Below are 24,750 nucleotides of genomic sequence, written 5' to 3' on the forward strand. Positions count from 1 at the left end.
GTCTTTGACGTCCGAATCCGAAAGAACACCGTCTGGTTGAGGTATGGTGAACACATTCTCTCAACCGGACATTCTCCCAATCAGAGCAACGCTTTAGCTTCGGCTCTCACACCGGTCGGGAAGTACCGACATTACGACCAACGGTCCACCCGCCGAGAAAGACGAACACCGTCATGATGGCTGCAGCCGTCGTCTTCTTCACAATCCCGGCACCGACAGGCGGTCCCCACGCGATTCCAGTCGATGAACCGCCGATATTGAATCCGACGAAAACTGACGCGATGATCCCGACCAACAGAATAATCTCAACCATCGACAGAGGGTATGGCTGTACTCGTAAAATAAGTACGTAGCAGAATTGGTATCTAGCTCAGTACATCTCCGCTCGGTACTGAGCGACCACTACCTTCGCAATGCGGTCAAGAGATCATGTGACCTTCGCGTATATATTCAGCAGAAACCAAACGTTCTGCTCAGATTCTGTCAGAATGGGTCTGCTGAATCCAGAGCGTGAGTTCAGCACGGCCGTCAGTACGAAGCAGACGACGAGCGACAGTCGAGTCACACCGACGCAGTCGACAGAATGTTGATGTTCGTGCCCTTGTCACTCAGCTTGCTCTGCTTCGGGAAACTGATAGTTCCCGTCGAGGATTTCCTCGCGCGGTTGATAGAGCCGGACGATATAGATCCACTCCTCCGGGGTGTAGAGGAAGTTCGACTGGTCGGGATCCCCGCCGAAGTGAATCGTGATACTGGCGTCGCCGTTTCGCTCTGCAGTCACGTCGTTAACCGTGTACGCGTCGTACTCGTTCTCCGCGAAGTACCCCTCACTGTTGTAGACGCTGACCGACCAGAACCTGTCGGCAGGGATGTCTTCGTCGACGGTGAGTTCGTGTGGCGTTTCGCCGTCATTCTGGGCGGAAATCCGTTGGACGAAAAAGTCTTCCGACGGCTGCGGAACGCCGGTCCACCTCGATGCAGAGCCGATGAAAAATTTCACGGGGTCGACCTGGCCGACGTCACCATACGCGCCCGAGTAGTCGTCCACCGTGATCACGAGTGTTCTGAGCGCCTCGTCGAGTTGTTCGAATACTGCTGCTCCCAGTTGGGAATCTCGAACGTGCCGGCCGAGTCCTGGCTCACTGCGAGTTCGGCCTGTAACCCATGAACGATCTCTACGTCGTCCGGATCGTTCGGGTTGACGAACGTACGGACTAAGACGCCAGCATACCGAGTCTCTGTGAGACCGTGTGTTATCGTGTACGGGCCAGGTTCGGTGACGCACAGCTTCCCATATTGGTCCTCGTTCTGGACGTTCATCGACTGGTATCGGTCACCGCTGTCTGGAAGGGTGATGGTGACTGGTTCGGTCAGATCGAAGACCCCCTACGAGTAGAGAAAGTCACGACTGTACCCGGGGACAAACTGATCCTCGATGGGGGCCAGCTCCCGCATAGGATAGAACTGTCCGAACCCACCCTCGTCGACGGTTGATTGAAATCCAGCATGACAGCTGGCGCGTGGATAATTTTCCCACGTCACCGGGACTGACTTGTCATTTTCTGACGTCTCGTTCTGGTCCTCGAAGACGTTTGACCTCGGGGAGTCCGTCTGGGCCGTGGCGCTACCGGCGCCCAGCGCGAGTACGCCGGCGAGACCTGCCCGCGAAGTGCGGTTCGGCGCGTTGTCTGTAGTGACTCGGATTCTGGTTCCACCGTCTCGTGGTGTGTTTCGTTGTTCATGGCTCATGCCTCTCTGAATGGCCCACAACAGCGATGAGGACCGATTCACACGTTCGCACTCCTCAATCCCATATAATACAGTGGCGAGACTCGAGAAGAATTTCATGACATGATAACAGTGTTAGAAGACAAGAGTGAATCGCCGTTCTCGGCTCACGTTCACACGTGGGAAACGCAGTCTCTTCCGGATGGGCAATCCCGTTCAGATCGGCGCGTGCACGGATCGCTTCGGTCCCGCCGACGTGGTCCCGTCGTGGTGAATTAGGGTCACCAGCCAGATGGCCTCGAGCCCATAGCCCAGATCCGAGAGATAGACTTCGAGAGCTTCGGCGATCCCCTCGGGGCTGACGTCGATCAGAACGAGGCCACGTTCCGTCTCGACGGGTGTGGGCGTGATTGGCAGCTCGAGGTCGCTGTACTCGACGGTGACGGCAGGGCGTGAACGTATCCGAATACTCTCATATCGGATGGTTCGCTCGGACGGCCCAACGCGTTCGATATCGACACTCGGAACTGCATCGGCCTGCGCCTGCAAGTGATTACACTATTACCGATATCGCCGTTGATGACAACCGCATGACCGAAAATGGCGTGAGCCGACGGCGAATTATACAGGTCGGCGGCGGTCTCGTGGTGGTCAGTGGCGTCGGAAGTACCGCAACTGCCTCGAGCGACCACGAACCGAACGACCAGCCAACCGATACCGACTTCCAGACTCGAGTTGCACACCTTTCACCCGACGCACCCAACGTCGACATCTACGTCGACGGAGAGCGGGTCCGCGAGGGCATCCCGTACGGGACGGTCACCGACTACCGCGACCTCGCACCTGGCACGTACACAATCCAGGTCGTTCCCGCCGGTGACGACCCGGCCGAAGCAGTGCTCGAGGAAACCGTCGAGGCCGGCGACGTGGACCCCACCATCGACGGGCTCCTTGCAGTGATCGGCGAAGTGGCCGCCGAAAACCAGCCCCTCGAGGCGCTGTTCCTCGACGACGACAACAGCCCGGTCGATCCGGGTACCGCTCGCATTCGCGTCCTCCACGCCTCACCCGATGCGCCTGCGGTGGACGTCGTTGCCGGTGAAAACGGGGACGCACTGTTCGAGAACGTCGCGTTCGGCGAATCCGGCTACACCGAAGTCCCGGAAGGCGAGTATCCGCTCGTCATCTATCCTGCGGGTGACCGGGAGACCAGCGTCTTCGACGTCGACGTGTCCCTCGCCGGAGGGACCGTCTACTCCGCGTTCGCGATTGGCTACCTCGATCCGGAGAATGCACCCGCCGATGAGCCGTTCGAGATCCTCCTCACGGAGGATGCCTTCCCGGACGAAGCGGACGTTGCACCGGACGAAGAGAAGCCTGAAGAAGACGAACCGGAGAAAGAGCCTGAAAAGGAGCCGAGAGAAGACGAACCAGAGAAAGATGAGAAAGACGAGAAAGAGAAGAAGGCTACGTGATACTGCCGCCTGCCCGCCGTGGAAACTTCTCGCTGCCATTGAATAGTGAGTGATTTCACGCAGGTACAGCCGAATGTATGAGCAAATGCGACACGTTTGCGATGTTCGAAAACCTCACAACGATACGAGTAAGTCGGTAGGAGGACAGGCTCGTCAGGACGTCATTGACGGCACGGGTGTTGACGCCGACGCCGACTTCGATCATCACCGTAACACTCCCCAGACGAGTCAAGATGGCAAATTGAGCCAGGTCCCATGCGCATCGGCGCTCTGTATCTCAGACGCCAGAACATCAATGTCTGCGCTCGCGTCACTCGAGCGGCTCGGCTTCGGGGAACTGATAGCTCCCGTCGAGAATCTCCTCGCGGGGCCCGTAGAGCCGAACCAGGTAGAACCAGTCCTCTGGGGTGTAGAGGTAGTTCGGTTGATCGGGGTCACCGCCGAAATGAATTGTGATACTGCCGTCGTCGTCCGGCTCTGCAGTCACGTTGTTGAACGAGTACGCGTCGTACTCGTTTTCCTCGAGAAACCCGTCTCTGTTGTAGACGGTGACCGACCAGAATCCGTCGACGGGGACGTCGTCGACGGTAAGTGTGTGTGGCGTGTCGCCGTCGTTCTGGTCGGGGATCTCTGGCATATAGATCGTGTCTGGCTCCGGAACGCCGCTCGGTGTCACACTGGCGAGCAAGTACTTCACGGGGTCGACCTCGTCGGCGTCGCCAATCGCGTCGCTGAAGTCGTCCATCGTTTTCATGAGTGTGACGAGCGCGGCGAAGAGTTCGTCGTGTTCCTGGCGATCCCAGTTGGGGACCTCGAACGTGCCGGCCGAGTCCTGGCTCACTGAGAGTTCGTCCTGTAATCCATGGACGGTCTCTACGTCGTCCGGATCGGTCGGGTCGACGAACGTGCGGATCATGACCCACGTGTACCGCGTCCCGATCTCGTCCTGGGTCAACGTGTACTCGCCAGGATCGTGGTGCGTCTCTTTCACATACGCGTCCTCATCGAGGACGACCATCGACTGGTGACGGTCACCGACATCCGGTTTGGTAACGGTGACCGGCTCGGTCAGGTCGAAGACTCCACTTGAATAGAACGTGTCCCGATTGGGTAAGGCTAAGAACCGCACCTCAGGGTCGACTACCGTTCGGAAATGATGAAGCTCGCCGAACCCGCCCTGTTCGACGAGGTTCTCCATTATTAGATGTATCTCTGACCGCGGGAAGTTCTCCCACGTCACTGGGACTGTCTCGTCATTTGCTGACGTCTCGTTTTCAGCCCCCTGGGTGTTCTCCTCCGAGGGGTTCTGGCTGGCAGTGACACTGCTACCACCCAGCGCGAGCAGTCCGGCGAGGCCCGCCCCGCGAAGTGTGGCGCGGCGGGTTGCTCGCAGCGGTTCGAAATCCGATTCCGCAGTCGTGTCTGGTGGTTCGTTGCTCATGGCTCGTGTCTCTCTGAGTGGCCCACAGCAGCAGTTGCGACCGACTCATACGACTCCACTCCAGCATTCCATATAATCCAGTAACGATACTCGAGAAGGACTTCATGACACGATGATAGTGATTGATGGATGACTATCTCTGAATTCTCGATCAACTACCTAATTCTGTAGTGACCGATCACCGATCGTAGTTCGTGCTTCACCCGCACCTTCTATTCGACTCGTCGTGATTACCACCGCGTGAACGGTGTACTCGTTCATTTCGACCTTCAGCGACAGCGCTGGCTAGCAATAGTAACAATCACCTTCTCAACAACGGGGTATAATGTCGGTAGAAAGTGTATTCGGTCGAAGGCTGCATGAGCACGGTTGATATCCAACAACACTCGAACCGTGGCGTTCCAATCGGCGTCAGACATAGCCGTGAGCCAAAAATCTCGAGTGTCGACGAACAGGCCGCGATCACGCGTGTACTCCTCGAACGATGAACTTCCTGGTGATTCTCCCGCTAGTATTCGTTATGATCGGTGGGCCGCAAATCCTCAGCGCCATCTTTCTGGCCACGAGCGAGGACTGGCGGCGGAATTCGGCCGCGTTCGTCTTCGGTGCCTCCCTCTCGATCAGTCTCGTCGTCACGCTCGCGTATTATCTCGGTAGTGGCGTTCGTCAGGGCGGGTCGAACCGCATGCTGCAACTGCTCGTGCTCGTCGTTCTCCTCGCCGCGATGGTGAACGTCTACCTAAAACGCGAGCAATCGGAGCCACCAACGTGGATGGGGAAACTCGAGACCGCGAATCCGAAGTTCTCGTTCCAACTGGGATTCCTGTTGATGGGGTTCTTTCCGACCGACATTCTCACGTCGATCACCGTCGGGACCTACCTCGCGAGTCACGGCGATCCGCTGTGGTACGCGACCGGGTTCGTCTTACTGACACTATTGTTTCTGGCCGTTCCATCGCTTTCCCTGGTTATGATCGGCGACCGTGCGGAAACGCTCCTTCCGAAGGTTCGCACGTGGATGAACACACATTCGTGGATCGTGAGCGAAATCGTGATCCTCATCTTTGTCGTGATCACCATCAACAACATCGCCGGGTGACTCTCTATCGAAGAGGATAGTGGCGCCGGGACACCACGAAAAAGCGGTGCTTCCGGGTACCGTGTACACGGATAGCGACCGTCGCGGTCAGCACTGAGGCGTTACTGTCGATGTTCCTTGAGTACAGGTTCAGGGCAAGGACACTCACGCCAACCGCCGGAAAGCTACTTTAGACTCATTGTGGGGAGTTTGAGTGGAAGATGTCGCGAAGATCTACCGCCAGTGGACAGAAGCGGCGGAGCACGAATCGTCGACGAGTTTTGAAAGCGACCGGGGGAGCAGGCGTCGCCGGCCTTGCAGGCTGTCTGGGTGGCGAATCGACGGTAACCGCCACCACTTCCAAGGCGGACGATAGCAGCGACGAAGACGACGGGGGTCACGAGACGCCGACGGATGCGATCACGCTCGGCGGATCGATGAGTCTCTCCGGCGACCTCTCCGACCTCGGACGGCTGTATGCGGACGCGTACGAACTGACCATAGAGCGCATCAACAACGCCGGCGGCGTCGAAGCGGGCGACGGGGCCACCTACGGCCTCGAGTTGGTCCTGCGAGACGACGAGAGCGACCCCTCGAGGAGCGAAGCCATCTACCAGGAGCTCGTCAACCAGGCGGGGATCGACTACCTGGTGGGGCCGTACTCGAGCGGGATTACATTGCCAGCCAGTGACGTGGCGGCGAGCGCCGAGCGGCCGATGGTTGCGGGTGGCGGCGCTAGCAGCCAGATATTCGAACACGACAACGAGTGGATTTTCAGCCTGTTACCGACCGCCGACACGTACCCCACTACGAGCATCGAGATGGCGATGGCGCAGCCGGATCCACCGTCATCGGCGGCGATCCTGGCCAAAGCGGATCCGTTCAACCAGGACGTTGCGGAGGGCGCACGCGGAAACCTGCAGTCGGCGGGAGTCGACGTCGTCGTCGACGAGACGATTCCGGATGAGACGACCGACATCTCGACGGATCTCGCGCTCGTCGAGGATGCCGACACGGACGTTCTCCTCCTGTGCGGCTATCAGGACGACGTGGTGATCGCGGCCGACCAACTGGCGAACGAGAACGTCGACGTCGACGTGGCGTGGGCGCCGGGTGGCAACCTCACTGACTCGTTCAGGGAACAGACCGGAGCGAACGGCGACTACTGGTATGGCCCGTCACCGTGGGCGACCACCGTCGACTCCCCGGACGACGTTTTTGAATCGACGAGCGAGTTTCTCTCGGTCATCGAGAGCGAGTACGGGTACGAACCCACCTATCACAGTGCGGCAGCCAGCGCCGTCGTCCAGACGTTCCAGCGTGCGTTCATGGCCGTCGACGAGCTGGCGCCGAGAACCGTGCGTGACGCCATCCGCGAGACTCAGTTCGAGAGCCTCTACGGCGCGGTTCAGTTCGACGAGGACGGCGCCATCCCAAGAGAGATGGCCGTCTTCCAGTGGCACCCGGGTGCGGGCAGGCAACTCGTGTGGCCGGAGGAGAGCAGCGAAGCCGACCCTATCTACCCGACGCCGGCCTGGGACGAGCGGTGAATTGTGCTCGAGCCCCCGGTCCGAAGCACCGCTTCTGACGTTGAACTCAACACGATGGCCTCGTTTGGTTCATGTTGAATTCAATGAGCCAGCCGTTCAGTAGAGACGACCTACTTATCAGCCAATTCACCGTAGAGGTAGCTGTAATCAACTCCATGAGAGACTTCTATGACACCCTCGCTGCATTCAAAAACTCGTTGACCGAAGCAGCGTCTTGCAGGGTTGCGGTTGTGCTGGACGCACTTTCCGCACCCTGCTGCTTCGTACGTGACGGGTTCTGTGACACGCTCGTCTAGTTTAGCACCTCCGCTAGTGTTTGTTCGTTGAGTGACTAATATGGTTATTGTGTGTTGTAGTAGTGTGAGATTCCAACAATCAATTTGCTGACACTCGCCCGACTTCCCACCTACGAGTTATGAAAGTTGTCAATCCGCATTTTGAGGGGATGAAACCACTTTCGATCAGGTTTCGTTCAACGTAATCGGATTGACCACTCAGTTTTAATCAGGAGAGGGCAGTCAGATAGCCATATCCATCGACGAGAAGCACGGTCTCCGAGAGATCTCGTTTCGCGGTAAGTCTGTGAAAAACGTTACAGCTGGATCAGTACCACACCTTCTCCCACATCAAGAACCACTCTTGACGCGGCATCTATTGTATTGTACACCCAAGACCACTGACCATTGGTACTGGCAGCGTTCTTATCAATGGAGACCCGCGATGACTTTACCCTCCTCAGAATGCGAAGCGTTCTGATGGACCGTACGAGAGGGCCACTCTCGTGGACGTCGGCGGATCTGGCACGCTGTCAGCCGGCCGATGTACTCGGTGCCAGATCACTTGATAAGACGTTCTACGTCGATCAAGCGACGGATCACTTGTGTCTATCGAAGTAAGCCCTGGTTGCGTGGAGGCAGACAGCGACCACCCTGATGAACGTCGCCATCCGCTCACGCTGCCAAGCTACATCAAATTCCGCCGCGTAGCACCCGCTGAGAAGCTGGACAGATGGGTTCGGTTGATCGGTACTGACTAGTATAGCGTTCATCTCCCGCCGCTTTTTTGAGTTTATCGCAAAACTCCTCTTGCCCGTCTTCGTCGGCTTCGACGGCTGAACAGCGTGGTTTCTGATAGCTCAATCCAGTCTCTTTCAACAACCCGTCGATCGCTCGAAATTTGAACATCACCTCAGTGGATTCCCACTAAGATTCGCTAATCACTATCGATTTCCGTCCGTCAGTGTGTGTTACTCGAGTTCGCTGTCCGGACGGACGACGACCTTCCCGAAGCCCTCTCGGTCCTCGAGCATCTCGTGGGCCTGTGGGGTTTCACTCATCGGGAGGACATCGCGGATTGCGGGCTCGAAGGTGCCGTCCCAGATAAGTTCCATGACGTCGTCGACCTGTTCGGGCGTGGCCATCGTCGAGCCGATGATCTCGAGTTGGTTCCAGAAAATCCGTGGAATGTCGGTTTCGGGGTTGCCGCCGCCGGTGCCACCACAGGTGACGAGTCGGCCGCCTTTCGCCAGGCTCTTGATCGAATCCTGCCAAGTGGGCGCACCGACGTGTTCGACGACGACGTCGACGCCAGCACCGTCGGTCTCCGAACGGACCCACTTCGCGAAGTTCTCCTCCTCGTAGTTACAGACGTAATCCGCGCCGTGTTCTTTCGCGTATTCGAGTTTCTCCTCCGTACTGCCGGTGGCGTACACTTCCGCGCCCGCGTAGTCGGCGATCTGGAGGGCAGCGTGGCCGACCCCGCCACTGGCACCGAGTACCAGCACTTTCTCGCCGGCCTCTAGGTCCGCCCGGTCGATCAGCATCCGCCAGGCGGTCTGGAAGACAAGCGCACTCGAGCCCGCGACCTCCCAGTCGACGTGTTCCGGGACGGGGATCAGGTTGTCCTCGGAGATGGCGGTGTATTCGGAGTGGACGCCAGGGACGTGCTCGCCGATAATGTGGAAGTTCGGATCGAGGGTGGGGTCGTCCATCCGGAGGTCGCCGACGCCGGCCGAGACCGCCACGTGGTCGCCCTCTTCGAAGCGGGTGACGTCCTCGCCGGTCTCGACGACGACGCCGGCACCGTCACTGCCCGGGATGTGTGGCATCTCGAGGTCGAGCGTCGGGAGACCTCGACGGGTCCAGACGTCCAGATGGTTGAGCGCAGCGGCTTTGATGTCTACGAGGACCTCGTCGCGATCGACTTCTGGGTCGGGGTACTCGCCGTATTCGATGACATCGGTGTCTCCATGCTCCGTGATCTTGACGGCTTGCATACCCATAGCATGGTGGAACCACTACAAAATAGTATCGAAGACTGCTTCGACACCTGTCGAAAGATCCGGCTGGCGATCGGGATTCGCATATTTCGTGAATCGGCCGTATTCCTGGAAGGAATCAGCCACGGCTTTAGATGACCTCGTAATTGGTTCTGATACTATTCTCGACGAGGGCAGGACGTTGGTCGTCGAGTAGATACGCTGCGCCGTACCCATGGTATCGAACATTCCCGTGTCGACGTCGTACAGTTTCGAACACTGTCCGGCCGTGACGTCCCGGACGTCGCCGGTTTGCACATCCGTATCGATGGTCGTGGATCGTAATCCGCGTATGACTGCCAGCTAGTTCAACTGCTCCCACTAGTTCGGCGTGTGCTGTCTGGTGCGAGTGCGTCGTCGTAGATCGTCACGAACAGGTCTTCAATTTCTGCTTTCGTCGGCTTTCGGGGGTTGTTATCCGGCGATCCCGACTCGACGGCGTCCTGTGCCATCTTCGGGACGATGTCGAGATACGTTTCGCGGTCGGGGACCTCGCCGAACTCGTCGAGATACGAAGACAGGTTCACGTCGGTACACAGTTCGAGGACCGCATCGCTGGCCTTTTTTGCAGCGACTCGGTCGGCGTCCGTCTCGCTGGCCACGTCGAACAGCCGTGCGATTTCGGCGTACTTTTCGGGAGCGGCCATCGCCGAGAATTCCATTACGTACGGAAGGATGAGGGCGTTTGCAAGCCCGTGTGGGATATGTAGCTGTGCACCGAGCGGACGGGCCATTCCGTGAACGAGCGCAACTGACGAGTTGGTAAACGCCTGTCCAGCCTGTAACTGGCCGATCATCATCTCCGTTCGGGCCTCGACGTCGTCACCATTCGCCCACGCTTTCGGGAACGAGTCAGCGATCCGGCGGATCGCAGCCCGCGCGTAGTCGTCGGACACGCTGTAGGATTTTACCGAAACGAACGCCTCGATAGCGTGCGTGAGCGCGTCGATTCCGGTAAACGCGGTGTGACTCTGCGGTAGGGAGAGCGTCAACTCGGGATCTTCGATCGCGACGTCGGGAACCACGTTCTGCGAGACGATGAGAAACTTCGTCGATGCTTCGTCGTCGGTAACGACGATCGATCGCGTCGCCTCACTCCCGGTTCCTGCAGTCGTGTTGACCGCGATCAGCGGTGGAGTGGGGTTCGGAACTCCCTCGTATCCAGCCTTGTCGACGGCGAAATCACGGATAGAACCGGAATTGTTCGCCAAGACGCCGACGGCCTTTCCCGTATCGATCGAGGATCCACCACCCAGTGTAACGATGACGTCGCAGTCTTCCATCCGCCACAGTTCGTATGCGTCCTCGATATTGCTGATCGTCGGATCCGGCCTGACATCCGTATAGACCGCCGTTTCGATGCCACTCTCCTGGAGCGTCTCGAGAACCCGATCGCCGTGAATGTCGAATATCTGTTGGGTCGCGACGACAAGCGCCTTCCTGCCGTAGAGTTCGACATAGTCACCAAGTTCCGTGATAGCTCCACTACCGAGTACGACCTTAGCGGGTGAGACGACGACGCGCGTTCCGTGTGCCGGTGTTGGGTAATCGTGTTGCATGTAGTTTTGTCACCTTCGTGGTGGTTGTGCCGGTTTTGTCAGCTGGTTCGTACAGCACTACTCCTGTCCAGATCTAACATACTACTCAATTTTTTCTAATATATTAATTCTTGTGTTACTGTGGTATATGATATCTAGCCGTCGTCATGCCTTCACGAAGCGTACCGTCGGTGATGGGGTAAACCGAGGCGATATCGATGAGCTCGGTCGGCATCCGGTGCTCGACTTGCCAACAGAAGGCGGAATCGACGGGTCGGGAGAGGCTGTTAGAAGATATCCGGGAAAAAGACGTAGACGAACAGCATCGTCCAAAGTCCGACGAACACTGTGTAATAGATCACGGGAATCAGGTTGAGGCGAACAACGCGTCCCTCCTGTCCGACAAGACCGACGGTCGCCAGTGCCGCGACGACATTGTGGACGGCTACGATGTTTCCGATCGCTCCGCCAACCGTTTGTGAAGCGATGATGATCTGTGTAGGAAGTCCGAGTTCCTGTGCTGCGGTGAGATGAAAGCTCCCGAACGTGATGTTCGAGACCGTATTGGATCCAGCCATCGCGGCGCCGAGCGCGCCGATCAGTGCGACGATCGATGGGTACGCATCCCCAGCGAAATTGGCAGTACTAATGGCTAAGACGTCCATCATACTCCCGGCACTGTGTGCATCAGGCATACAGTGGAATCGCAACGAGCGCGCTACTGAGGAGCCAGAACCCGGGGGCATTGACCCATTCGATGCTGGAACTTAGGTTCTCGTAGCCGAAAATCGACTCCCAGCTAATCACGAACGCGGACGTTTCGGTGATGACGGTCGGAATCGGATCGACGACTCGCGTCACGACCAACAATCCGACGAGAATAACGTACGGCGTCCAGGCCTTCAGCAGCGACATCGAGTTGTCGTCGAGATTGACTCCGCCATCGTCATTGCCGTTGGTTCCGGGCTCGATCGTTCCGACCCAGTGGCTCGGCCACTCCGCTTGCGGTGGGAAGTCCCACTCGTCGTCGGGTTCTAGATATCCTGCACGGAGGACGGCGATGGTGAGCGCACCGCCGACCATCGCACCGATCATCGATGGAAACTCCGCGGTCAGAAACCACGCTGAGAGCCAGTACGGGATGACAAACGAGAGTCCCGCAAACAGACACAGCGGCCAGACACTAAGAGCCGGTTTGATCGACCGCTCGTCACGCGGGCCGAAGAAGTACACGACCATACTGACGGCGAAGAGGGGCATAATGAAGCCGACGAGCGCGTGAAATGTCGCCGCCCACGCAGCCACATCGATCGCGAACGCACTCAAACTCATCCCCCCTTCCTGGACGATGTAGTCTTCGTGAATCTCCAGAGGGACTTCGACGCCGACGTGGATCGGCGTCCCGACTGCGCCGTACGTGACGGCGATCGAGTGACCGATGAGTGCTGCGACAACGGCTGCAAGTGCTGGGAAGCCGAGGGCGAGCATCAGTGGTGCAGCGACCGCTGCAGCCGAGCCGAATCCGGCTGCCCCCTCGATGAACGTCGTGAGGAAAAACGCCAAGAGGACGACCTGGACGCGGCGATCGTCCGAGACCGTAGCGAACCCCTGGTTGATCCGATCGAACGCACCAGCCTGCTTCAGGACGTAAAGCAAAACGAGCGCACCGAAGATAATCCAGAGAATCTCGAACGCAGTTATCATGCCGACGATCGACGCCCCAAGCAAGTAATCGAGCGGGTTGTTCCAGACGACATAGCCGATACTGACCGCGGTGAGCCAGGCCACTGGGGTCGCTCGAGTCGCTGGCCAGAGCAACCCGACGAGTAACACGCCAACTAGTAACAGCGGGAGCATTGCGAGCAGCACATCTACGGTACTAGCCATCGTAACCACCCGTCAGTTGGTGTGCCGATACAGTTCGCCGTGATACTGGTGTCTGCCACATGGTAGGGAGTAACACCCGATTCGGATATCAAGACTATGATATATAAATATTTGGTACATTTATAATTATGTATGCATGAGTGGGGTATGTTGGGATTTTGATGGTCTAATTCTGTTGCTGAAGGAAAAGAGGCGAGTGATGCATTATCGATCGCGGCCGAATACCGGTTCGGCAATTAGGCGTCTGGCCACCGCTCGATGTAAATCGTCTTGTCGGTGTAGAAATGAATCATATCCTCTCCCTGCGCGTGGAGATCACCAAAGAACGAATCCTTCCGACCGCCAAAGTGGAAGAACGCCATCGGCGCGGCCGTTCCGGCATTGACGCCGAGATTGCCGATATCCGTCTGATGACGGAACTTACGAGCGTCGGCCCCGCTCCCGGTGAACAAGCTCGCTGCATTACCGAAGTCGCTCTGATTGAGAACGTCGATCGCCTCGTCGACGTCAGCGACCGGCATCAACGCGAGGACCGGACCGAACACTTCTTCCTGGGTGATGACCATATCGGTCGTTACGTCGCCAAACAGTGTTGGGCCGAGGAAGTTCCCGTTTTCGTACCCATCCACGGAGACATCACGCCCATCGAGCAGGAGTTCCGCGCCTTCGCTGATACCCGCCTCGATATAGTTACGCACGCTCTGTTCGTGTTCGGGGGTAATGAGCGCGCCAATGTCGGTTTCCTCGTCAAGGCCGTTTCCGACGACTTGCGACTCGGATATCGCGACGACCTTGTCGACGAACTCATCGTACACGGACGCTTCGACCACGACGACGTCGTTCGCGAGACACCGTTCTCCGGCGCAGGCAAACGCCGAGCCGACGGTCTTTTGCGCTGCAAAGTCCAGGTCGGCCGTCTCGGTGACGATGATGTGGTTCTTCGCGCCGCCTTGAGCCTGTACGCGCTTGCCGTTCGCCGCGGCCTTCTCGTAGATCTGTCGCGCGACCGGTGTACTACCGACGAAAGAGATCCCCTCGATATCGTCGTGCTCGAGCAGGGCGTCGACGGTATCGACGCTCCCGTTGACGAGCTGTAACACTCCGTCTGGAAACCCAGCCTGATCGATGAGTTCGAAGATCCGCTGGGCGACCAGTGGGTCCTGTTCGCTCGGTTTGAGAACGAAGCTGTTTCCAGTCGCCACGGCGTAGGGAAGGAACCACAGCGGGATCATCGCCGGGAAGTTAAACGGCGTAATCGCGGCGAAGACACCGAGTGGCTTCCGAATCGCGCTCTCGTCGATCGCCGGCGCCGCGTTGAGCAGAGTTCCGCCCTGCATCATCGACGGGATCCCGCAAGCGACCTCAACGTTCTCGATTCCACGTCGAATCTCGCCCATCGCTTCGCCGTGGGTCTTCCCGTGTTCCTGGACGAGCAGTTCAGCGAGTTCCTCTTGATGGTCCTCGAGGAGTTGCTTCAGCTCAAAGAGCGGCTGGATGCGCTCTTCGACCGGCCGCGTAGACCAGTCTTCAAACGCCTCCGAAGCGGCTTCGACGGCGTCGTCGACCTCCGACGGCGAACTGAACGCGACGTGAGCGAGCGATTCCGACGTTGCCGGGTTGACGACGTCCTGTCCGTTATTGCCGGACGGGGTCTGCCAACGACCATCAACGTAGTTCTGTACTGTACCAGTGTCTGGGAGTGACTCTAAGCGAACCACAACCAAAGTCTCGGTATCACTTGTTATAAAAGTTGGGTCGGGAGATATGTTTACATTTCGCTCTCTAGTTCGCGCCGAGAAAGTATACGCGACGAAGTCCTTTCAACATCGCCGAAACGACAACGATCGATCCAACCCCACAGTGATTTACATCCGTATTAATGTAATATATGGCAGTGTGATGGGACAGCAACGAACCAAACGGAGCGGTATTGCCGCCGTAGACTGCTTTCAGAAACGCGGTCGATCGATTGCTTCGTTTCCACATGCCGAAATCGAGATCAGAAGGGTTGAGTTTGGCATCGGTCGGTCGAATCCGCGAGGCGAGGCACAGCGGACCAACGAACGATACATATTTAGTATCAAAGCGGTATCTTCTATATATGTCAGATACAGCGTCGGGGAGCGGAACGGTTAAAGCCGCCGGGACAGTCGTCGACATTATCGAAACGGTGAGCGAACTCGAGCAGGCGACGCTGACCGAGCTATCGGATGAACTCGACATGCCCCGAAGTACGTTGCACGGGTATCTGACGACGCTCGTCGAGCAGAACTACCTCCGGAAGGAAGACAATCAGTACGCGCTTAGTCTGCAAGTGTTCACACACGGAGCACGGGCACAGCGAATGAATCCATTGTACCGGGAGTCGAAACAGTTTCTGAAACAGATGGCAGATCAAACGAAAGAGATCGCCTGGCTGGTCGTCGAGGAGTACGGCCGTGGAATCTGTCTTCGGAAAGCAAAGGGAGAACTCGCTGTCCAGCCGTACAAGCGGATGGGAGCTCGCATCTCATTACACGACACTGCAGCGGGGAAGGCAATCCTCGCTCAGTGCCCGGAATCGAGAGTGCGATCGATCGCAGACGAACACGAGCTAGCCGCTCGGACCGAAAACACGATAACCGACGTTGAGGAACTACTCGTGGAACTGGAAACGGTCCGTGATCGCGGCGTCGCATTCAACGACGAAGAGTCGATCGAAGGATTCCGAGCGGTCGCCAGCCCGGTTTCATCGCCCGACGGCCGAATCGGTGCGGTCGTCGTTTCCGGGCCGAAAAACCGTTTACAAGGGGACCGATTCACCGAGTCCATCCCCGAGATCGTCTCCGGGGCGGCGAACGCACTAGAACTCGAACTCTCATCGACGAGGGAGTAATACTACCGGACAAAAGTCAGTAAACACCCGATCGCGTCTCGACGTCTGTCGCGTTCCGCGACAGCGTCTCGAGTGCGATCGGTGTGTGCATCGTTTTGTCCGGAAGTATAACCACCCGGTCATGGAGAGCGCTCCAAAACCGATAGAGAAGCCCCAGGAGCGTCCCGCGTTTGGACCGGACGATTGCAACCAATCGGAAGCGACCCGTGCTCCGCCCTCGTCGATCTGAAAAGAACACCCATGATCCGCTGATACGGATTGCTGTAACGATTTACCGGCGCAACCGCAGCCCGGGTCGCGGTTGCGCCGGTAACGACGTACAGTAGTCCGTATGAGGCCCCATTAGATATCGGCACCCTACTCACAGAGAACCCGTCAGCGATGTGTGAACTACCGCGCCCTACTCACCTGCAATTGCGGGTTCCTTGAGGACGCGGCTTCCTGCGTCAACGACGCAACGTGCATCCACCTCGACGAAGGACGAGCCTCCGTCAGTGGACGTAGCGGTCGCAGTCTCCACAGGCGTTTCTTCGGAGTGAACCACTCCTAGTCGTTCCAATCCGCGCTGCAAAACATTGTACGCGGCGTTCACGTCACGGCCGGCCGTGAACCCGCAAGCCGGACATGAGTGTTCACGCACCCACAACGGTTTCTCCGACACCGTTCCGCACGATGCGCACTCTTTCGTCGTCCCATCCGGATCAACGGTAAGAACGTGGCAGCCGTTCTTTTCGCCGTGATGCTCGAACGTTTGGATGAGATCGCGCCACCCGACTTCAGCTTTGTTCCGTGCATTCCCACGGCCTTCGAGCATCCCTTTGACGTTGAGATCTTCGAGGAACACCGCGTCATACTCCGTAGTGTAGAAGTGCGCCAACTTGTGTTTGAAGTCGTCCTTCTTGTTCGTCATGCGCTTGTGCACGTCTGCAACGCGGATGCGTTGCTTCTCCCAGTTGTTCGACCCGTGTTCTTTCCGTGAAAGGGATCGTTGCTCTCGTTCGAGGCGCTCCCGTTCGTCGGAAAGGTCGAGGCGGGAAATTGCGCGGGCGTCTGAGTCGGTGATGTAGTCAGGATTCCGAGGTCGATCCCAACGCAACCATCGGGTTCAATGTCTTCGACGTCCGGTTTGGGCGGTGTTTCGACTTTGATGGTGAACGTGGCAAACCATTCACCGGTGGCGTCCTGTTTGATGGTGAGTTGTTGGACCGACTCGTGGTCGGGGAGGTCACGGTGGAGGCGGATTGGAACGTGGATGGTGTCGCCAACCTCTTTCTTGAGCGTGAGTTCACCGTACCCGTCAGGGCCGCTCTTCTTGTCGAGCTCGAAGCCCTTCTTGTTGTACGTGAACGATATGTACTCTCGTGGCGCTTTCCACTGCAACTCCCCAGCGTCGTACCCCTTCTGTTGGAATTCCTGGAGACTTCGCTTGTTCTGTCGGATGCGCATCACGGCGTTCTGAAGGACGGTGGAGTAGACGTCGTTGAGGTCGTCCCACCAGTCTTTCATCGCGGGGAGTTCGTCCCGTACTTTGATGACGCGTTGCCGGAATGTTCCTTCGTCTTCAGGGATTTCTTTGAAGCGTTTGAGCCGATCGTTGTAGAGTTGCCGCACGACGTCGACAGTCCACGAGAGCTTCTCGTCATGCTCGTCGGTTGGGTTGAGCGCGTATCGTGGACTGTACTTGTACGTCATGCGACCGTGCCAGAACCCACGGTGAGAATCCACTTAAACGCCCGGAAACCGATTCGATCCGCGCCGCGCTACACACAGCAGTTGGTTCTGTATCTCCACCCTACTCACTCCCGCGGGTCGTTCCTTGAGGATGGAGGCCTAGAACCAACATAGGCTAAATTCACGTTCCAGCACGCTAGATCGTCTCCCGCATATCTAACGTACAGGTTCTGTTTTTCCAGTTCACGTCACGCTTCCGTTCTCGATGATTCGTCTCTTCGTAGGCGAACGATCGATGAGCGTCATCACAGCCCCTTCTGGCAGTGTATCTGGGCAGTATATAGAAAAAGTGTGGCCAGTTATACTGACTAGTATTACTATTCCATCTATCAACGTCCTCGTCTTGGTGTCGCTGAATGAACTGAGCAGACTGCTCTGATCCAATTCCGATCTCTGGGTCGGACGCTGTCGTGTGGGTCGGTTCGACCCTGCAGTCGACAGTTGGAGGACTAGAACTGCTTGTACGCCGATCGCACGACTCACGGGTCACGTCTCCCCGCTCGCCAGTTCGCGGCTCTCGCTCTGGGGATCGCTGGTCATTTATCCAACTGAAGTGTGTCTATTTGTCGAGGCTATGCTTGAAGGCGCCGTCACCGGTACACCGAATCATCGTTCTTCCGCCACCTTCAGTTAGCGTAGTTTGAGAAACTACGTAATACGCCACCGCCCGATTCACTCGATCCGAACACAGGTGTTCAGGATTGCCGAACACAGTTTTATTACATCCGTATTGATGTAATAGACACAAAGACGAGTATCTCGGTGCCGAGAATACCTATCGGGCAATTATGAACGGGTTCGACCGTCACCGCTTTGACCAGCGTTCGGGATCGCTGAACGGAGTTGCCGAAATTCGTGAGCGGTACACCACACGAAACCACAATCTCCGAACTACCGTTCGGGTTTACCGAACAGCGCTTCCTACAGTCTGGTGGAACGATTTGCCGGTGCAACCAAAGAGCGGATCGCGGTTGAACCGGAAACGAGTGGCGCTACGATCGACTCCAATGAACCATGGGGCTTATTGAAGCTGCCATCCTCTGTTCGTACAATGCCGGGAAACCCAGATCAGACGGTCAAATCGGCTGATACCCTGTTCGGAGTGTTACAGGCCGTTCACGAACTCGGTGGCAGCGGAGCGACGGAGGTCGCAGAGGAACTCGGCATCGCCAAAAGCACGACCCACAACCACCTCACGACCCTCGTCGAACACGAGTTTCTCATCAAGGAAGGCTCGACCTACCGCGTTGGACTCAAATGCCTCCACTACGGGATTCAGGCGAAAAGCCGGATCGAACTCGCAGAAATCGTCAAACCCTCTCTCGAGCAGATGGCCGGCGAGACCGACGAAATCGCGTGGTTCATGGTCGAGGAGTACGGAAAAGGCGTCTACCTCGAGAAGGCGATGGGTGAACGCGCGGTCCAGCCTTACGGCGAGATCGGCAAGCGGGTTCCCTTGCAGAACATCGCCGCGGGCAAAGCCATCCTCGCTCATCTGCCCGAGGAACAGGTTCACGACATCGTCACGGAACAGTCGCTTTCCCAACGGACCGAGAACACGCTTACCGATCCCGACGAACTGCTCGAAGAGCTCGAGCTCATCCGCGAGCGCGGTTATGCGCTCAACGACGGGGAGACCTTCGAAGGCTTCCGTGCGGTCGCGAGTCCAATCGTGGAGGACGGCGAGCCGCTCGGTTCGATCGTTGTCTCGGGACCGGAGAATCGGCTTCGGGACGAGAGATTCACTACGGAACTACCCGAAATCGTAACCGGGGCGGCAAACGCGATTGAACTCAGTCTGGCGAGTCGGTAACAGTCTACTGACGGTCGTGAACTCACTGCCAAGGAACGACGATACAGACAGATCGCTGCCTCGAGTCAATCGAAACTGTAACACGGCACAGAAGTTAGTACCAGGCCGTCCCGGCGTCGACGTTGATATCCTGACCGGTGATGTGGCGGGCGTTCGGTCCGAGGAGGAATGAGACGGTATTGGCAACGTCTTGTGCGTCGACGAGGTCGCCGAGCGCGGCGTCGTCCGTGAACACCTCTCGCTTTGCTTCCTCGGTGGAGATATCGCGCCGCTCGGCCTGTTTCTCGATGACGGCGTCGATCCGCGGCCCCTCGGTCGCCCCCGGACAAACCGCATTTACCGTCACGTTGTCGTCGCCCAATTCGAACGCAAGCGTGCGCGTGAGCCCGATCACCGCCATCTTCGACGCCGTGTAGGGAGTTCGGTCCTCGAGCGGCCGCTTGCCGCTGATCGAGGAGATATTCACGACAGCGCCGCGATCACTCTCGGTCAGATGGGAGACAGCGTGTTTCGTTACCAAGAAGGGGCCCTTCGCGTTGACTGCCATCGTCTGGTCCCAGTCGTCGGCGTCGACCTCGGTGACGGGTGCAGTAGGCCCGGCGATACCGGCGTTGTTCACGACGCCGTCAAGACCGCCAAAGGCCTCGACTGTGCGGTCGACCAGTGCGGCGACTGACGACTCGTCGGTCACGTCCGTTCGGACCGGTAGCGCTCGGTCCCCGGCGTCTGCTATGTCCGCTGTTTCTTTGATACCGTCGCTTCGGGCCGCCAGCGCGACGTTTGCGCCGTTCTCGAGCAACTCGAGGGCGATCGAACGGCCGATTCCACCGCTCGCTCCGGTCACGATGATGGTTCGATCGTCGTGCATATCCGGCCATTCGGATTCACGGCCAATAATTATCCCGGCCGATCACAAGACTCCGATTCGATGGGAACGAAACCTGCCTGTAACTATCCGGCCGGGTAACGATCGAACGGATCCTGAATGTATGTTCGTGAAGACCAACACGAGACCGGCTCGCAATCAGCCGACGAGGTCGCCGACGCCGCCGCGGACGTCGGCGTGTCGGTGGCAGGCGACGTCATCGAAAGACCCCCACGAGCACCTCCTCGAGTACGCAGAGCGGAACGAAATCGACGAATCCCATATGTTTTATAATCAACCAGGAGTATTACACACTTGTGAGCATGTCTGACACCGTCGAGTATCTCAAAGAGGCGGGTGATGCCTCGATCGAGATCGATCAGGAAGTGGTGGATTCGGTTCACGAAATCCTCTCGGAAGTGAAAGTGCATGGCGACGAGGCCCTCCACGAATTCACGGAGCGGTTCGACGGCGTCGAAGTCGACGAGTTCCGCGTCAGCGACGAAGAAATCGAAGCCGCGGCCAACGAACTGACTGCCGCCGAGAAAGAGACGATCGAGAACACGATCGAAAACGTCCGTGAGTTCCACGAGGAGCAACGCGAGCAGATCTCTGGCTTCGAAAAGGAGTTCGAAGAAGGCGTAAAACTCGGCCAGCGGGTCGTCCCTGTCGAGACTGCAGGAACGTACGTTCCCGGCGGCCGCCACCCGCTCGTGGCCGCACCTGCGATGTCGATCGTTCCCGCCAAAGTCGCTGGCGTCGAACGGATCATCACCTGTGCGCCGCCCCAGGAGGACGGCAGCATCCAGCCCGCACAGCTGTACGCGATGGATACGGCTGGCGCCGACGAGATCTACAGCATCGGCGGTGCGCAGGCCATCGGTGCCATGGCCTACGGCACCGAGTCGGTCCCCAACGTCTCGAAGATCACTGGTCCCGGCAACGTCTTCACGACCGAGGCAAAGCGGCAGGTCTTCGGCCACGTCGGCATCGACTTCCTCGCTGGTCCCTCCGAGGTCCTCATCCTGACCGACGAGACCAGCGACACCGAACTGGTCGCGACGGACCTGCTCGCCCAGGCCGAGCACGACCCCAACTCCCGCCCGATCCTCGTTTCGACTGACCGCGAGGTTGCCAAGAACGCCGTCGAGGCGTTCGACGAGCAGGCTACCGACCTTCGCACCGAGGACGTCGCCCGTAAATGCTGGGAGAACAACGGTGAGGTCGTCGTCACCGACACGATAGACGCCGCCCTCGAGGTCGTCAACGACTACGCAATCGAGCACCTACAGGTCATGATCGACGAACCGCGCTCGGTCATGGACGACCTCTACAACTACGGCTCGCTGTTCCTCGGCGATCATTCGCCGGTCGTTTTCGGCGACAAAGCTGTCGGAACCAATCACAGCCTTCCCACCCTCGAAGTCGCCCGCTACAGCGGCGGCATCACCGTCAACACCTACCTCAAGATCCTCACTCACCAGGAAGCGACCGAGGAAGGCGCCGCCCGCATCGCTCCGTGGGCCGCTAAAATCTGCGAACTCGAGGGCACCCACGCCCACCAGCTCTCCGCGGAGGCGCGATTTCGCGAAGACATCAGTCCCGCCTACGGCCCGCAGGAGTAATCACGGACGCGTATCGTCCAACGCGAGGTCGACCTCACACCAACCGCCCTCTTCCAGCTACCACGGAGATACGCGGAGACGGTGTCCGCGGTCGGTGGAAGTCCCGATCGGTTCATCATTCTCGAAATCGGTACTGTCCGTACCCTACGATCGTTCGTCTATAGTAACTATTTGATCGTCGGCCACGACTGCGTCTCGAGCCGTTCAGTAGCTCGGATCGAACGTCTGGTTGAGCGCCACCAACAATCCGAGAGCGACGAGCGGTCAGATCGGGAAACGAACGAAACGACACAGCCGAGCAGATCGGCGAAGAACCCACGATGGTCGGCGTGACGGGTCCGCGACCGACACGGCGGCATTGCAAGTCCGGATCACGGAATTGAGTATCCAGCATTATTTTTGCCAAAATATCACTTTCAGATACTGTTTATATATTAGAGGAGTTTGTGTCGGGCGGCCGGGATCGATAATCCACAAGTGGGTGCAAAAGGCCGATTTGCAACCGTCAGTTGGAACGTGGCCGGATCACGTTGCGCTCGACGAAACTGTGATTCGGTTCGACAAGCGACGCCACCGGCTGTACGCCGCTTTCGATCCCAATCTGAGCGAATTTCCACACTCCAGGCAGTATTCGATTTCTTTTCGATTCAGCGCTAATCCTCGAAGCAGCACTCAATCATCTTAGGCTCCGGTTTCGATATGAAAACATGAAAATCGGAGCGCTGTCGGAAATCTCTTTCAAGAGATAAAGTAGTTTACTTCCCAGCTTAGTGAGACTTCAGAAACGCCGATCCAGCAACCGCTGAAACATCGTACAGATTCGTAGGGTAACCGAAGAACGTCAATAAAAGGTTCCTATAGTCCACTAATTCGGTCTACTGCCGTCACGCCTCGCCGATCGACGACACCGTACTGGCGATCGACAGGACATCGTTGCGCAGTCCGTCTGCAGTCTCAAATATCGGCACCCCACTCACGGAGAATCTCTTCAGCATCGTCTAAATTCTGCATTCCAGCACGGTAGATTGCCTCCCGCATATCTAGCTTATACAGATCCTTGTCGAAGCGATCCTCCAATTCACGGCGCGCTTCCTTTTCTCGATCACTCGTCCCTTCGTAGACGAATAGCTGATGGACGTCATCACGATCTTCCTTGACAGTATCTCTAGTCAGTATTCGAGGAAGGTCTGACTGGTCATACTGGTCAGTATTACTGGTTCGTCTGTCTACAGTCTCGTCTTGATCTTGCTGATCTGGCTGGGAAGACTGCTCTGATCGGTCGACCTTCTCATCAGGATGATCAGTCTCCTCATCAGTACTGGAGTCATCGGCAAACGGATCAGTTGCACCGGATTTCATGCTGTCGCCTCCGGAGTCTGGAATTGCTCGGTGATGTACTGGGCTAGTTCATCGAATTTCTCGAGAGTCGGTTCCTCGTAACCGCGAAGATCGCGGTAAGAATCGTTCTCTGCGAGTTCGTAGATCGATACCTGATTATCCCATGCATCCCCAAGCATCGATCCACGCTCACCGATCGACACGGGAGCGATGGGTAGATCTTCCTCCTCGAGCGCGTCGAGGTACTTCTGGTTGATATTCGTACCCTTCACTTTGTTCGGAACAGTACCGAGGACACCAACGTCGATATCACCAAGTTCGGATTCCAGTCCGCTAACTACATCGCGAAGCCCCTGAACACTCCGTTCACCTTTGGGTGATGGCTCGAAGGGAATGAGGAGATTGCTCGTTGCATACACAGCGTTATAGAGATGTTGTCCCTGCGATGCCGGGGGATCGATAATGAGTACGTCGTACTTCGATGGGACGTCACCATCGACGAGAACCCGACGAAGCTGTTTTTCCTCTTCGAACTCTACATCGCTCGTTTGTTCTTCGAGGTCTTTGGCCTTACTGAGGAGGTCGGTAAGGTTCCCGAGATTATTATGGCTTGGAATAAGATCGATACCCTCGCTCGAGCGGATGAGGTCGTCAAATTCCCCCCGAGCTCTGTCGATCATGTGGAGGACCAAATTGTCGGCGTCACTGTCGGCTTTCTTGTCGTCGAGTCCGAAATGATTTGTCAATCCTCCATCTTGGGGATCCATGTCAATAGCGAGGACGTCTTGATCCAGATTTGCGTGCGCACGTGCGAGATTCGCCGCTAACGTTGTCTTGCCGACGCCTCCAGCCTCCGACCAGATCGCATACGGGATCATACAACAAATACAGACAGTGTCTCTATATAAAATACTAGCCAAATGAGCCAGTAACACTGCACAGTATTACTGTTCAGTCTGTCCAATTGATCTGCCTTAATGTTCGGCCTATCTAACTGCAATTCGATATCCGACATACGGTTGTCTGAGTCAGTCTGGCCAGTATTACTGACTGTCTCTACTGACTGATCAGCTTGAGTGGATAACTTCACTAAAGGGTGGCCGGTGGATCCATACGACCACTTCATGAGTGGCCAAGTTAGATCATGAAAGAGTGTGTGTGTGATCCGTTAGAATTACGCGGTGCTCACAGGCAAGTCGGACGAACCCGCTATACTTCCATCACCCTACACCCGCACATCGCCGGTACGGTTCGCTTCTCGAGAACGGGACCTACCTGCAAAGGTTACTTTCGTGTATATAGCCAATGCCGGATGAAAGTTGGTATGAAAGGGAGCAGCGAGTCGCTTTTCCCAAAGAGTCTCCCACTCCAGTACTCACCGACACGCAGGCGGGCTTATCTTCCGTGTTCGGGATGGGTACGGGAGGATTCCCACCGCTGTGGCCGCTGTAATACCGACCGGCGGAATCGAACCGCCGTCAGACCACTA

General features: G+C 57.3%; 16 protein-coding genes, 1 rRNA gene and 7 pseudogenes. 7 read left to right on the forward strand and 17 right to left on the reverse strand.

Annotation, left to right across the window (positions count from 1 at the left end; all coding sequences use genetic code 11):
* Window positions 1–127 precede the first annotated feature (127 nt).
* From RBH26_RS19675 to RBH26_RS19690, 4 genes and pseudogenes are all read right to left on the reverse strand, one after another.
* A pseudogene (locus RBH26_RS19675) lies at window positions 128–313 on the reverse strand (inorganic phosphate transporter); the annotation flags it as partial.
* Between the two features lie 291 nt (window positions 314–604).
* A complete protein-coding gene (locus RBH26_RS19680; RefSeq protein WP_306760075.1) occupies window positions 605–1,048 on the reverse strand; it encodes a DUF1214 domain-containing protein in 444 nt (147 codons plus the stop codon).
* 5 nt (window positions 1,049–1,053) lie between these two features.
* On the reverse strand, window positions 1,054–1,320 hold the full coding sequence (locus tag RBH26_RS19685) for a hypothetical protein (protein ID WP_306760076.1): 267 nt from the start codon (window positions 1,318–1,320) through the stop codon (window positions 1,054–1,056).
* 624 nt (window positions 1,321–1,944) lie between these two features.
* Entirely contained in the window at window positions 1,945–2,277 is a 333-nt protein-coding gene (locus RBH26_RS19690) for a hypothetical protein (RefSeq protein WP_306760077.1), read from the reverse strand.
* 41 nt (window positions 2,278–2,318) lie between these two features.
* Here RBH26_RS19690 and RBH26_RS19695 point away from each other — a divergent pair, with 41 nt between their 5' ends.
* Entirely contained in the window at window positions 2,319–3,203 is an 885-nt protein-coding gene (locus tag RBH26_RS19695) for a DUF4397 domain-containing protein (RefSeq protein ID WP_306760078.1), read from the forward strand.
* Between the two features lie 310 nt (window positions 3,204–3,513).
* Here RBH26_RS19695 and RBH26_RS19700 read toward each other — a convergent pair whose 3' ends face one another.
* Window positions 3,514–4,644: a DUF1214 domain-containing protein gene (locus RBH26_RS19700; protein WP_306760079.1), complete on the reverse strand. Its 1,131-nt coding sequence runs from the start codon at window positions 4,642–4,644 to the stop codon at window positions 3,514–3,516.
* Window positions 4,645–5,128: 484 nt separating this feature from the next.
* Between RBH26_RS19700 and RBH26_RS19705 the strand changes: the two genes are divergently transcribed.
* Window positions 5,129–5,743 carry a GAP family protein gene (locus RBH26_RS19705; RefSeq protein ID WP_306760080.1) on the forward strand — a complete coding sequence of 205 codons (615 nt, stop codon included), beginning with the start codon at window positions 5,129–5,131 and terminating at the stop codon, window positions 5,741–5,743.
* Window positions 5,744–6,003: 260 nt separating this feature from the next.
* Window positions 6,004–7,272 carry an amino acid ABC transporter substrate-binding protein gene (locus tag RBH26_RS19710; protein ID WP_306760081.1) on the forward strand — a complete coding sequence of 423 codons (1,269 nt, stop codon included), beginning with the start codon at window positions 6,004–6,006 and terminating at the stop codon, window positions 7,270–7,272.
* A gap of 340 nt (window positions 7,273–7,612) precedes the next feature.
* Here RBH26_RS19710 and RBH26_RS19715 read toward each other — a convergent pair.
* The 7 genes and pseudogenes from RBH26_RS19715 to RBH26_RS19745 all read right to left on the reverse strand — a co-directional run bounded on the left by RBH26_RS19715 (window position 7,613) and on the right by RBH26_RS19745 (window position 14,732).
* Window positions 7,613–8,218, reverse strand: a pseudogene (locus RBH26_RS19715) (DDE-type integrase/transposase/recombinase).
* 51 nt (window positions 8,219–8,269) lie between these two features.
* Window positions 8,270–8,429: pseudogene (locus RBH26_RS19720) on the reverse strand (winged helix-turn-helix domain-containing protein); the annotation flags it as partial.
* A gap of 89 nt (window positions 8,430–8,518) precedes the next feature.
* Complete coding sequence (locus RBH26_RS19725) at window positions 8,519–9,547, reverse strand: zinc-binding dehydrogenase (RefSeq protein WP_306760082.1); 1,029 nt, start codon at window positions 9,545–9,547, stop codon at window positions 8,519–8,521.
* Between the two features lie 136 nt (window positions 9,548–9,683).
* A pseudogene (locus RBH26_RS19730) lies at window positions 9,684–9,847 on the reverse strand (MBL fold metallo-hydrolase); the annotation flags it as partial.
* A gap of 50 nt (window positions 9,848–9,897) precedes the next feature.
* Window positions 9,898–11,148 carry an iron-containing alcohol dehydrogenase gene (locus RBH26_RS19735; RefSeq protein WP_306760083.1) on the reverse strand — a complete coding sequence of 417 codons (1,251 nt, stop codon included), beginning with the start codon at window positions 11,146–11,148 and terminating at the stop codon, window positions 9,898–9,900.
* A gap of 266 nt (window positions 11,149–11,414) precedes the next feature.
* Window positions 11,415–13,014, reverse strand: a pseudogene (locus RBH26_RS19740) (L-lactate permease).
* A 236-nt stretch (window positions 13,015–13,250) separates the two neighbouring features.
* The gene (locus RBH26_RS19745; protein WP_306760084.1) at window positions 13,251–14,732 is read right to left on the reverse strand and encodes a CoA-acylating methylmalonate-semialdehyde dehydrogenase; all 1,482 of its coding nucleotides are present in this window, start codon (window positions 14,730–14,732) and stop codon (window positions 13,251–13,253) included.
* Window positions 14,733–15,115: 383 nt separating this feature from the next.
* Between RBH26_RS19745 and RBH26_RS19750 the strand changes: the two genes are divergently transcribed.
* Window positions 15,116–15,889: an IclR family transcriptional regulator gene (locus RBH26_RS19750; RefSeq protein ID WP_306760085.1), complete on the forward strand. Its 774-nt coding sequence runs from the start codon at window positions 15,116–15,118 to the stop codon at window positions 15,887–15,889.
* A gap of 400 nt (window positions 15,890–16,289) precedes the next feature.
* Here the strand turns inward: RBH26_RS19750 and RBH26_RS19755 are convergent.
* Window positions 16,290–17,581 (reverse strand): annotated as a pseudogene (locus RBH26_RS19755) (transposase).
* 1,090 nt (window positions 17,582–18,671) lie between these two features.
* On the opposite strand from RBH26_RS19755, the gene RBH26_RS19760 reads away from it, so the two are divergent.
* Entirely contained in the window at window positions 18,672–19,433 is a 762-nt protein-coding gene (locus RBH26_RS19760) for an IclR family transcriptional regulator (protein ID WP_306760086.1), read from the forward strand.
* A gap of 94 nt (window positions 19,434–19,527) precedes the next feature.
* On the opposite strand, the gene RBH26_RS19765 is transcribed toward RBH26_RS19760, so the two are convergent.
* Window positions 19,528–20,301 (reverse strand): SDR family oxidoreductase, encoded by a 774-nt coding sequence (locus tag RBH26_RS19765; RefSeq protein WP_306760087.1) that lies wholly within the window; start codon window positions 20,299–20,301, stop codon window positions 19,528–19,530.
* A gap of 320 nt (window positions 20,302–20,621) precedes the next feature.
* Between RBH26_RS19765 and hisD the strand changes: the two genes are divergently transcribed.
* Window positions 20,622–21,923, forward strand: coding sequence for a histidinol dehydrogenase (hisD, locus tag RBH26_RS19770; protein WP_306760088.1), 1,302 nt, complete (start codon window positions 20,622–20,624; stop codon window positions 21,921–21,923).
* A gap of 401 nt (window positions 21,924–22,324) precedes the next feature.
* Window positions 22,325–22,533, forward strand: a pseudogene (locus RBH26_RS19775) (IS6 family transposase); the annotation flags it as partial.
* A gap of 344 nt (window positions 22,534–22,877) precedes the next feature.
* On the opposite strand, the gene RBH26_RS19780 reads toward RBH26_RS19775, so the two are convergent.
* The 3 genes from RBH26_RS19780 to rrf form a co-directional block, all read right to left on the reverse strand.
* Window positions 22,878–23,282, reverse strand: coding sequence for a hypothetical protein (locus tag RBH26_RS19780; protein ID WP_306760089.1), 405 nt, complete (start codon window positions 23,280–23,282; stop codon window positions 22,878–22,880).
* Window positions 23,279–24,139, reverse strand: coding sequence for a ParA family protein (locus tag RBH26_RS19785; protein ID WP_306760090.1), 861 nt, complete (start codon window positions 24,137–24,139; stop codon window positions 23,279–23,281). The genes RBH26_RS19780 and RBH26_RS19785 overlap by 4 nt, the downstream gene beginning before the upstream one ends.
* Window positions 24,140–24,590: 451 nt before the next feature.
* Window positions 24,591–24,712 (reverse strand): 5S ribosomal RNA (rrf, locus tag RBH26_RS19790).
* Window positions 24,713–24,750: the final 38 nt, after the last annotated feature.

The sequence above is a fragment of the Natronolimnohabitans sp. A-GB9 genome, assembly GCF_030848565.1.
In the GTDB taxonomy this organism is placed as follows: Archaea; Halobacteriota; Halobacteria; order Halobacteriales; family Natrialbaceae; genus Natronolimnohabitans.